Origin of the sequence: Streptomyces sp. YIM 98790 (assembly GCF_011421595.1) — a bacterium.
GTDB lineage: Bacteria > Actinomycetota > Actinomycetes > Streptomycetales > Streptomycetaceae > Streptomyces.
This window is the reverse complement of record NZ_WTLH01000213.1, coordinates 1-8683: the sequence shown is the minus strand read 5'-3', so window position 1 is coordinate 8683 and position 8683 is coordinate 1. Positions and strand designations below refer to the sequence as shown.

Here is an 8683-nt window from a genome sequence, read left to right as displayed (position 1 = left end):
CGGCCGCCCGCCGGTAGGTGCGCACTTGCCCTGATTCCAGCGCGGCCACCACCCGCAGCCGCACTACCTCCCGCGTGGCAGGATGCAGCCGACGCGCGTCCTCAACCTCGATCACGCCCTGCCAACGAGCAGGCAACTCAACCGTTCCGGATCAATAAGATCTATATCTACCCTTATGCTCGCGTGTCCATGGGGCAGTGAAATTGCGACAGCCATTGCTTCTTGGGGTCAGGTCAGGAAACCCGGATAGAAAGCGGCTAAGCATATCCCGATGAATCCTGATGGTACTTATCCGCTTCCGGTGGGGTGGAAGGCGCCGGGCATGGGCTCCTCAGTAGCCTGAACCAGGATCACAACGGCGAAAGCATCGCCGCGACAGCCCGGCAGCGCCAGCGCGAAGCCTCGCCTATGCCCATGGTGGACCGCAGCGGCAGTCCACCATGGTGTACCCCGTGGGAGAGCTGTTCAGAGTTTCTTTACTTGATCGAGCCCGGCCCCTGGCCGCGCACAAACAGCACCCGGAACGGGCTGGTACCGCGAGATCTCCCGACGCGCCACCGCTCGGCATCCCTGCCCAGCCATGTGCAATCCATGCCGCATCGGCTGCTTCAGCGATTACGGCACGCGCGTTCGAGGCTCCGCTCGTGCTGGCGAACGCCCGTGTCAGCAGATGGAAGCGCCCGTATGCTGGCCGTGGAGCTGGTNCTGGTACCGCGAGATCTCCCGACGCGCCACCGCTCGGCATCCCTGCCCAGCCATGTGCAATCCATGCCGCATCGGCTGCTTCAGCGATTACGGCACGCGCGTTCGAGGCTCCGCTCGTGCTGGCGAACGCCCGTGTCAGCAGATGGAAGCGCCCGTATGCTGGCCGTGGAGCTGGTTCCCGCCCTGCTGGAGGTCCCGATGAGCACGCCCGCCCCCGAAGACTTCAGCTATCCGCAGCCGAGGCCGCGCCTGTCGGTCGAGGAGCTCCTGGCGGCGAAGAACACCCAGCCGATCCGCTCTCTGGACGACCTCGCCGCCGACACGTTCGAGTCGGACGAGGAACTGGAGGAGTTCCTCGCGTTCACGTACGCCGAGCGTCACCGCGACGCAGCCTGAGGCGGCCCCGTGCAACCCGTCATCCTCGACACCGATGTCGCCTCCCGGCTGCACAAGCGCAAGCTGACCGGCCCGCTGGCGACCCGGCTCATCGGTCGAAAGCCGCTGATCACCTTCGTCACCCTCGGCGAGCTCACCAAGTGGATGGAGATCCGCCACTGGGGCACCCGCAGTCGCCAGGAACTCGCCGACTGGCTGGCCGACATCCCGGTCCTGCCCGGCGACGAGGCCGTCGCCACCACGTGGGGACGGCTCTCGGCGGCAGGGATACAGCGCGGCCGGCCCCGCCCCACCAACGACATGTGGATCGCCGCCACCGCCCTCGCCTACGACCTCCCGCTCGCCACCCTCAACCTCAAGGACTTCGAGGACTTCCGCCGCCACCACGGCCTGCGCATCCTCGGCGTCGAATAGCAACCGCCTGACGGCAACGCTGACGGCAACCGGATCCGCCAACGGCGTACATCAGCGGACTTCCACGGACAAGCGAATCAGAGCTGACCTGCGAAAACGCAGATGATAAGCCCTTGCTCTGCACGCGTACTATGTGCTGGCGGGGGCGACGCCGGTCTTGGTCCACAATTCCGGTCCGAATTGTGGAGTTCCAGCTGGTGGCAGGAATGGAGACCGTCTCGGCGGCGAGGACTTCCATGGGAGTGACTACAGTCTCGACGAGATGGNTCTGCACGCGTACTATGTGCTGGCGGGGGCGACGCCGGTCTTGGTCCACAATTCCGGTCCGAATTGTGGAGTTCCAGCTGGTGGCAGGAATGGAGACCGTCTCGGCGGCGAGGACTTCCATGGGAGTGACTACAGTCTCGACGAGATGGTTGAGTTCGTGAACGGACATACGGGTGACGGGAACCCGGCGATGGGGCGTCCGTCCGCTGCCGAAATTGAGACGACACTTCGGCAGGCTGGCCCTCGCCAATTGGACGGGCAGAACTCATCGAGGTTTGACCACAATGGCGTCCGCGTAATTATCAACTGGGATATGCCGTGGAAGTCCACGTCGTATTACCCTGGCAGGTGAATGGATGAATGCAAGCGAACGCGGCGAATGGCTCGGATGCTTCCTGACGGATACAGATATCCGTCGGCTGGAGAGCGTCTCCGTGCCAGTTGCCCCGGAGCGGTCCCTGAGGCTGGTTGAGCTGCTGGAGAGCTGGCGCAATCACGTTCTCAGGATTGAGGCGGAGATTGGGCTACCCGATTCCGACAGGACGGTGTGGGGCGTCTATGACTTGATTGCCGCCCTCGCACTCAGAAGCTTCGTCTCTCGTGGCATGAAAAACGCCGACTCGGATTCCCTTGGGGGATTCAGGCGGGCGCTCGATGATGTCGACTCCAGATTTATGAAGTTTACTGAAATTGATGAATCTGGAATTGTTCGTCGTATCGATGATGGTGAGCGATCGAATAGCGAATGGTGGTGGGATCGAGTTCCACGGATTGGCCCGATCCGTCGAGAGGTCGAGCGAATCAAATCGTCATCGTGACCCGATTGCGGCTGTTGAAATGAAGAGAATTCGACGGCAGCCCTAGAATTTTTACCAGCAAGCCTGAAGCCCCGTCGGATTACTTTCCGGTGGGGCTTCAGGCGTGTTTGACGGCAACGCTGACGGCAACGTCAGCGGACGACTGCTGCGGCGGGCGGGCCGTCAGGGTCGTCATCCTGGCCGAGGGCGTTGCCGAGGGTGTCGATGGCTTGGCGTTGCAGGCGGAGTCGGACGTGGGCGTAGACGCCGGCGGTGACGCCGATGTGGGCGTGGCCAAGCAGTCGCTTGATGACGACGAGGTCAACGCCTTGGACAGGGCCCCTGCCAGGCCGGCGTGACCGGACGCCCGCCCTGGAGCACCGCCGGCGGAAGCCGGGGCGCCAATCCTTACCACGACGCCCTGGTCGACATCGCCGTCCAGGCAGCCCCCAGGCAGTCCTCCAACGCGGTCGTCAGCTTCCTCAAAGGCGCGGCAAAGCCCTTTGTGGAAACCTATGACTTCGCCAAGGACCACATCGCCCNGGACAGGGCCCCTGCCAGGCCGGCGTGACCGGACGCCCGCCCTGGAGCACCGCCGGCGGAAGCCGGGGCGCCAATCCTTACCACGACGCCCTGGTCGACATCGCCGTCCAGGCAGCCCCCAGGCAGTCCTCCAACGCGGTCGTCAGCTTCCTCAAAGGCGCGGCAAAGCCCTTTGTGGAAACCTATGACTTCGCCAAGGACCACATCGCCCAGGGCGCCGCGAACGCCGCCGCCTGCGTGACTCTCCAGGGCTGCGGTGGTCTGGTGGAGACCTTCTGGCAGTACCACGCCCTCAACCCCCAGTTCTACGCGGACATCTACAACGGCACGGTGGACGGCCTCGCCGAGCTCAAGCAGCTCTGGGACACCGGCCAGTACGCCGAACTGGGCGGCATGGCCTTCACCACCCTGCTCATCACCCTGGCCACCCGCAAACTCGCCCCCGGCAACAAGAACACCACCGACACCACCGACACCACCGAAGGCGCCGGCTGCAACAGCTTCCTGCCGGGCGCCCTGGTACTGATGGCCGACGGCACCACCAAACCCATCGAGGAACTGGAACCGGGCGATCTCGTCCTGGCCACCGACCCCGAAACCGGCATCGAAGGCCCCCGCGCAGTCGCCGCCACCATCACCGGCGAAGGCATCAAAGACCTCACCACCCTCACCCTGGCCACCGACGAAGGCCCCGCCGAGCTCACCGCCACCGACGACCACCCCTTCTGGATCCCCGNNACTCGGCACCTGGACCGACGCCCACGACCTCCACCCCGGCCAATGGCTCCGCACCAGCACCGGCACCCACACCCAGATCACCGCCGTCACCCACCATCACACCCCAACCCCCACCCACAACCTCACCATCCACGGCCTCCACACCTACTATGTCCTGGCAGGAGCCACGCCGGTCCTCGTTCACAACAGCAACTGCTTCGGGGATAAATGGAGCGACGCCAACAACCTCGATGAGCACTTCAGGAAGCATGGTGAGGAAATGGGATTCGACACCATGACCGAGTACAGCTATGCGGCGCAGCACCTCATGTGTATGTGTGATGGTCGTAGGCCTGGGGTTCTCATGAAGAGGGATGGTGATGTTCGGCGGTTCTTCGACCCTGAGTCGGGAGAATTTGGGTCTGCTGGGCCGAGGGGCATCATCACGTACTTCAAGCCAGATGACGGCCTGGACTATTTCAGGCGGCAGCCGGGAGTCGAGGTTCCATAAATGAACTCCTACCCCTGTCCCTGCTGCGGACACCTCGTCCATGAAGTCCCGCCCGGCTCTTTCCAGATCTGCCCCGTTTGTGGCTGGGAGGACGACCTGGTTCAGCTGCGTTGGCCCGGTGTCAGCGGCGCCAACCGTCGCTCTCTTGTAGAGGCTCAGCGGCTTTATCAAGAGGTCGGAGTTGCCGATCCTGTGTTCGTTCCAAAGGTCCGCCTGCCGGGTAAATCCTGGCCGAAGGAGGACGGGTTTCGTGCTGTCATTCCGGAAGTCGATGAATTCGAGCCTGATGGGGTGATGGAGGCGGAATGGCCTGAGGATCGAACGCAGCTTTACTGGTGGAGGCCGCACTTTTGGAGGCGGTCGCATAGAGGAATTGATTCGGAGGCGTGAGGGCGTTTGCTCCGAGCTGACGAGCGAGGCCGTTACCTCCAGCCTTTCTCTTGAAGGGTCACGTAACAAATATGAAGCCCCATCAGGTGCGTCCTGGCGGGGCTTCTGCATGNATATGAAGCCCCATCAGGTGCGTCCTGGCGGGGCTTCTGCATGGGGTGACGGCAGTAGTTGACGGCAACGTCAGCGGACGACCACCGCTGAGGGCGGCGGCTCTTCGGAGTCGCCGCCCTCAGCCAGTGCATCGCTCAGGGTGTCGATGGCTTAGCGTTGGAGGCGGAGTCGGACGAGGGCGTAGACGCCGGCGGTGACGCCGATGTGGGCGTGGCCGAGGAGTTCTTTGATGACGACGAGATCGACGCCCTGTTCCAGGAGCAGGGTGGCGGTCGAGTGCCGGAGGTCGTGGAAGCGGATCGTCCGGAGTCCGGCGCTGTGGAGGAGGCGGCGGAAGCGGCGGTTGAGGTTGCCAGGGTCGAGCGGCCTGCCCTTCGGGGTGGTGAAGACGCCCGTTGTCCATCCAGCTCGTTCCGGCTGCCTGGCGCTCTTCCTGCTGCTGTTCCTGGTGGATCTTGAGGGAGTTGATGCATTCGGTGGGGAGGGCGATGCGGCGTAGGGCGATGCGGCGTTCCGAGGCGAGGGTCTTGGTGTTCAGGACGGTCAGGCCCTGGCTGCGGGTGCGCTGGAGGGAACGGTGGATGGTGGCGGTGCCGCTGTCCATGTTGAGGTCTTCCCAGTGGAGTCCGAGGAGTTCGCCCTTGCGGAGTCCGGTGCGCAGGGCGAGTTCGTACAGAGCGTGAAGCCGGTCGGCGCCGGCCGACTGGAGGAACTGGCGGGCTTCGGCGGCGGTGAAGGCCTGGAAACGCCGGGGGCGTGGCGTGGTCGTCTTGACGTTCCGGGCGACGTTGCGCGGCAGTTCGTCCTCGCGGACGGCGTGTTCCAGCGCGGACTTGAGGACCGCATGGACATACGTCACGGTCAGCGGCGAGAGCCGCTTTCCGCAGCAATGGCCGATGGCGCAGCAGGATCGCCGGACGGAGTCCCGCTTCTGGGCGCAGCACTGGCAGGCGGTGCGCAGCCCGCCGAGGAAGGTGCGCACGTCGCGGATGGTGAGCCGGGCGAGCTTCTTGACGCCGAGCCCGGGGTTGAGGTGGAGGCGGATGGCGGCGGCGTAGCGGGTGTGGGTGTTCTCCCGCCGGGAACTGGAACGCCGGTTCATCGCCGAAGAGGGCTGCGGATGAACGCGCAGGAACCCGCCCCGACCCGGCGGGGACTGAGTACGCCGGAAAAGCTGCTGACCGTGCCCCAGGTCATGGCCCGGCTCCAACTCGTCCGCTCCGCCGTCTACGACCTGCTCCGCACCCGCCAGCTCGCGTCCATCACCCTCGGCCGCGCCCGCCGCACCCCCGCCCACGCGCTGACCGACTTCATCCGCACCCGCCTCGAACAGGAAGCCGCCGCCTGATGACCACGCCCCGCGACAGCCCCGCCTCCCGCCGTACCCGAGCCAACGGCGACGGGACCGTCTACCAGCGCAAGGACAGCCGCTGGGAGACCGCTGGATACGTCCGCGCTCCCGGCAACACTCGCAAGCGCGTTCGCGTCTACGGCAGCACCCGGAAGGAGGCCCTGGCCAAGCTCACCGAGAAGATCGCCGCCAGCAACCGCGGCCTCCCCGTGCCCTCCGCGCAGGGCAGCGTGGCCGCGTACCTGACGTACTGGCTGGAGAACGTCGCTGTCCACCAGCTACGCGAGAACACCCACACGCGATACGCCGCCTGCGTCGACCGGTACCTGATCCCCGGCCTGGGCAAGAAGAAGCTCACCAAGCTCACCGCCAAGGACGTCCGCACCTGGCTCAACCAGCTCCGCACCACCTGCCAGTGCTGCGCACGCGGCACCGATGCCCGGCGTGATGAGCCCCGTTGCTGCGCCACCGGATCATGCTGCTCCAAGCGGCTCTCTCCGCTGACCCTGACCTACATCCACTCCGTGCTCAAGTCCGCCCTGGAACACGCCGTCCGCGAAGAGGAAATCCCGCGCAACGTCGCCCGCAACGTCCGCACCGGCACCCCACGGCCCCGACGCTTCGAACCCCTCACCACCGACGAAGCCCGCCGACTCCTCACCACGGCCCAGGGTCACCGGCTCCATGCCCTGTTCGAACTCGCCCTTCACACCGGACTCCGCAAGGGCGAACTCCTCGGCCTGCGCTGGNCCCCACGGCCCCGACGCTTCGAACCCCTCACCACCGACGAAGCCCGCCGACTCCTCACCACGGCCCAGGGTCACCGGCTCCATGCCCTGTTCGAACTCGCCCTTCACACCGGACTCCGCAAGGGCGAACTCCTCGGCCTGCGCTGGGAAGATCTCGACCTTGATCGGGGCACCGCTGCCGTCCGCGGCACATTGCAGCGCACCAGCAACGCCGGACTCACCACGTTGCCCACCAAGACCCGGGCCTCCGAACGCCGCATCGCCCTCCCCACCCGCTGCCTCCACTCGCTGAAGCACCACCACGAGCAGCAGCAGCGCGAACGGGAAGCCGCAGGCACCACGTGGCAGGACAGCGGGCACGTGTTCGCCACCACGCAGGGCGGAGCGATCGACCCGACCAACCTCACCCGCGCGTTCACCACGCTCCTGCGCAAGGCCAGCCTCCGCCGCATCCGCTTCCACGACCTCAGGCACTCCACGGCCACCCTGCTCCTGGAACAGGGCGTCGAACTCGTCGTCATCAAGGAACTCCTCGGACACGCCCACATCGGCGTCACCGCCACCGTCTACGCCCACGTCCGACTCCGCCTCCAGCGGAACGCCATCGATGCCCTTGGCACCGCGCTCACCGGCCCGGAAGCCACCGGGACGNGAACGCCATCGATGCCCTTGGCACCGCGCTCACCGGCCCGGAAGCCACCGGGACGGTCGACGGCGACGAACCGCCACCCTGCGCCGCCCTCGTGCGCTGACGTTGCCGTCAATTACTGCCGTCACCCCACGCAGAAGCCCCGCCAGGACGCACCTGGCGGGGCTTCAGATTTGCGGTCGCTCACTCCGATCCGAGTCGCATCAGACGATCACGACGCGACCCAATTCAAAGCGTCGGGAACTCGATTATCCCGTTACCAGCTCACGCATTCGCGTGATTAGATCGCGAGATCCAAGATCTTCCGACAGCCGGACAAGCCGCTCGTAGTACTCCTCGCTAATCGACAACTCGTCCTCGTAAATCCATGAGCACATGGTGTCGAAAGCTAGGGCAAACTCTCCGGCCGTCAGAAGGTCGCGCACGTCGACTGCAACCGAAGGCGCAGTGATGGGAGATTCCTCTAGTAGTTCTTCGATCTTGGCGGCGTACTCTACAGCTTCCACGGTGCCTCCATCAGGGCCGGTACGGGAAACCGGTCACAATCCGGTCCGTTGCAGGTTCATAAATGACCCTGATGTTCACGCCGTCCACTACTCCTTCAACCTTCCACCGCGACGGATCCCCGTTCCTCGTGTACAGGGCTCCAGCTCGGCCTGTCTGCTGCGTCCTAACGCTGTTGGGACTAGTCGCCACGTCGACAATGCTGTCGAGAATTTTGTCGGTGTCCCAGCCGCGCGGAAACACGGTCTTCCCAGGCTGTCCCGGCCACTTATGACCGCCACCCGTTCTGTCACCGTGAATGATATGGAACTGCTCTTTCCTACCAATCAATTCGCGGCCGATACCGGGGCAGTTGCTGTTGTGAACGAGGACCGGTGTGGCGCCTGCCAGGACATTGAGGGGTCTCGCGTTTTCCGGACAGGGATGTAACCGGGTTATTTCATGAGGCGAGTTGGAGGCGCTGGTGGTCGGCGTGCGCCTCGCGTGGAGGTCGATAGCCGATGGCCGAGTGAAGTCGTCTGTGATTGTACCAGTGTTCGATATATCGGGTGATGTCGCGACGGGCCGCCTCGCGGG

Annotated in this window: 9 protein-coding genes and 1 pseudogene; 7 read left to right on the top strand and 3 right to left on the bottom strand. The window is 64.9% G+C overall.

Annotated features, from left to right (window positions below; genetic code table 11):
* The first annotated feature begins 861 nt into the window (after window positions 1–861).
* From GQS09_RS24455 to GQS09_RS24430, 5 genes are all read left to right on the top strand, one after another.
* Window positions 862–1101: a hypothetical protein gene (locus GQS09_RS24455; RefSeq protein ID WP_243761747.1), complete on the top strand. Its 240-nt coding sequence runs from the start codon at window positions 862–864 to the stop codon at window positions 1099–1101.
* 9 nt (window positions 1102–1110) lie between these two features.
* Window positions 1111–1515: a type II toxin-antitoxin system VapC family toxin gene (locus GQS09_RS24450; protein ID WP_165989742.1), complete on the top strand. Its 405-nt coding sequence runs from the start codon at window positions 1111–1113 to the stop codon at window positions 1513–1515.
* Between the two features lie 623 nt (window positions 1516–2138).
* The gene (locus GQS09_RS24445; protein WP_165989741.1) at window positions 2139–2600 is read left to right on the top strand and encodes a hypothetical protein; all 462 of its coding nucleotides are present in this window, start codon (window positions 2139–2141) and stop codon (window positions 2598–2600) included.
* Window positions 2601–2689: 89 nt separating this feature from the next.
* A complete protein-coding gene (locus GQS09_RS31090; protein ID WP_207958235.1) occupies window positions 2690–2938 on the top strand; it encodes a hypothetical protein in 249 nt (82 codons plus the stop codon).
* Between the two features lie 1412 nt (window positions 2939–4350).
* Complete coding sequence (locus GQS09_RS24430; protein ID WP_165989739.1) at window positions 4351–4740, top strand: CPCC family cysteine-rich protein; 390 nt, start codon at window positions 4351–4353, stop codon at window positions 4738–4740.
* A gap of 183 nt (window positions 4741–4923) precedes the next feature.
* Here GQS09_RS24430 and GQS09_RS29925 read toward each other — a convergent pair.
* Window positions 4924–5932: pseudogene (locus GQS09_RS29925) on the bottom strand (tyrosine-type recombinase/integrase); the annotation flags it as partial.
* Between the two features lie 42 nt (window positions 5933–5974).
* Here GQS09_RS29925 and GQS09_RS24420 point away from each other — a divergent pair.
* Together GQS09_RS24420 and GQS09_RS29920 are read left to right on the top strand one after the other, a co-directional pair.
* Window positions 5975–6202, top strand: coding sequence for a helix-turn-helix domain-containing protein (locus GQS09_RS24420; protein WP_207958234.1), 228 nt, complete (start codon window positions 5975–5977; stop codon window positions 6200–6202).
* Window positions 6202–7887: a site-specific integrase gene (locus tag GQS09_RS29920; protein WP_243761746.1), complete on the top strand. Its 1686-nt coding sequence runs from the start codon at window positions 6202–6204 to the stop codon at window positions 7885–7887. Before GQS09_RS24420 ends, GQS09_RS29920 begins: the two co-directional genes overlap by 1 nt.
* On the opposite strand, the gene GQS09_RS24405 is transcribed toward GQS09_RS29920, so the two are convergent.
* Both GQS09_RS24405 and GQS09_RS31085 read right to left on the bottom strand, forming a co-directional pair.
* Window positions 7852–8109, bottom strand: coding sequence for a MafI family immunity protein (locus GQS09_RS24405; RefSeq protein WP_165989738.1), 258 nt, complete (start codon window positions 8107–8109; stop codon window positions 7852–7854). The genes GQS09_RS29920 and GQS09_RS24405 overlap by 36 nt on opposite strands.
* A gap of 10 nt (window positions 8110–8119) precedes the next feature.
* Window positions 8120–8437 (bottom strand): EndoU domain-containing protein, encoded by a 318-nt coding sequence (locus tag GQS09_RS31085; protein ID WP_399552594.1) that lies wholly within the window; start codon window positions 8435–8437, stop codon window positions 8120–8122.
* Between the last annotated feature and the right edge of the window lie 246 nt (window positions 8438–8683).

What these genes read in the sequence shown, in the direction of transcription:
- GQS09_RS24455 (WP_243761747.1), top strand. Translation starts at nt 862, where the DNA reads ATGCTGGCCGTGGAGCTGGTTCCCGCCCTGCTGGAGGTCCCGATGAGC.
- GQS09_RS24445 (WP_165989741.1), top strand. Translation starts at nt 2,139, where the DNA reads ATGAATGCAAGCGAACGCGGCGAATGGCTCGGATGCTTCCTGACGGAT.
- GQS09_RS24430 (WP_165989739.1), top strand. Translation starts at nt 4,351, where the DNA reads ATGAACTCCTACCCCTGTCCCTGCTGCGGACACCTCGTCCATGAAGTC.
- GQS09_RS24420 (WP_207958234.1), top strand. Translation starts at nt 5,975, where the DNA reads ATGAACGCGCAGGAACCCGCCCCGACCCGGCGGGGACTGAGTACGCCG.